Here is a 1638-nt window from a genome sequence, read left to right as displayed (position 1 = left end):
GGGTGACCTCAGGGCCGCGACAGCCGCACCGCCATCCCCCGTTGTCGCGATGCCGCTAGCCGCAGCTTCATTGAAGCCCCCAAAACCGCTCGTCAACAACTTTCAGGAAGAGGAGGAGGAAGAGGAAGAGCTGGAGGAGGCCGGCATCGTGCTGCGCCTGGGCCTGTTCTTCGACGGCACCGGCAACAACGAGGCCAACAGCGCGGCTGCTGCCGGCTGCTTCGCCGCCGATGTGGGGCTGGCTGCGGAAGTCGCCGAGGACATTCGCCAGTATTGCGCGACCCTGGGTTATGACGGCCAGGGCGGGGCGCCGGACAACAGTTATGGCAATGACCTCAGCAATGTCGCGCGTCTCTATGGCCTCTATCCGGACGATACGCTCGTGCAATTGTCGCCAGGAGCTGAGGAAGCTCACATCAAGGTTTATCTTGAAGGCATCGGCACCAGCAGTGGCCTGGCTGACTCTCTCTATAGCCAGGGCACTGGCCACGGGGATACCGGTGTGGTGGTGCGGGTTGAACAGATGCCGGCGCTGACTCTGAAGCAATTACGGTTACTGCAAGATACTAACCCCGGCCTCAAAATTCGTCGGATCGAGATCGACCTGTTCGGCTTCAGTCGGGGCGCGGCGGCGGCGCGGCACTGCGCCAACGACCTGCTCAAGGGTGCGAACAGCCTGCTGGCCCGCTCGCTGCCCGCCGGCTCGTCCTTGTTGGTACCCGGGTTCGTCTGGCGCCATCGCAGCGACGTCATCCTCAACTTCATCGGGTTGTTCGATACCGTGGCCGGCATCGTCTCGCCGCAGACCCTCGATTTCAGCCCGCACAATGCCAGGAATTCCGGGTTGCAGCTGCGGCTCGCACCGGGCACGGCCCGCCAGGTGGTTCACCTGGTGGCCGATCATGAATACCGCCACAACTTCTCCCTGACCCAGGCCGAGCTGGACATCGTGCTCCCGGGTTGCCATTCGGACATCGGTGGCGGTTACCTGCCCCAGGCCAGGGAGAAACTGCTGTTGAGCAAGCCCGACAGCAGCCTCGAGATCGCCTCGCTCGCCACCGAGCGCAGCGGGGCCCACTGGCGCACCAGGCAGCGCTTCGATCGGGAGCTGCACCACTGGTCGGCCTATGTACCGCCCGAGGGTTTGAGTGTCGCCACCTGGTCGGTGCAGGTGCGCCATCGCGCACGGGACACGGTGGCGGAAAAGCGGGTGTACGCCGCCATCGCCAGCGAGCGAGAGGTGCGCGGCGAACTGTCGCTGGTGTACCTGCGCATCATGCGGGAATGGGCGGTGCGTGCCGGGGTGGCATTCGATCCGATAGACCCGAACGACGACCGCATGGCCTTGCCGCAAGAACTGCAGCCCATCGCCGCCAAGTTGCAGGCTTTCGCCCTGGGCGAAGCCTTCACGCCCCTCACCGCCGAGGAAACCGCCTTGCTGCGCCGTCGCTACATCCACCTCTCGGCCAACTGGAATGCCGCCAAGGGCTGGAACAACAGCGCCCTGGACGTGGCGTTCATCCATCGCCCAGCCGAGGGTATGCAGCGCAAGGAGCACCCCAATGAGTAGATTCAGAATCCTGGTACTGCTGGGCTTGGTGCTCGGGCTGGCCGGCTGTGCCGGCGGCGCCCACCGGC

Annotated in this window: 1 protein-coding gene; it reads left to right on the top strand. The window is 64.9% G+C overall.

The genetic code is table 11. The features are described 5' to 3' along the window. Positions 1-1570, top strand: a 1570-nt coding sequence (locus tag DK254_RS16620) for a DUF2235 domain-containing protein (protein WP_109934695.1), incomplete at its 5' end; no start/stop codon positions are given. Positions 1571-1638 lie beyond the last annotated feature (68 nt).

The organism is Pseudomonas sp. RW407 (genome assembly GCF_003176655.1).
Lineage (GTDB): Bacteria > Pseudomonadota > Gammaproteobacteria > Pseudomonadales > Pseudomonadaceae > Pseudomonas > Pseudomonas delhiensis.
This window is presented reverse-complemented; position numbering and strand designations above follow the sequence as displayed.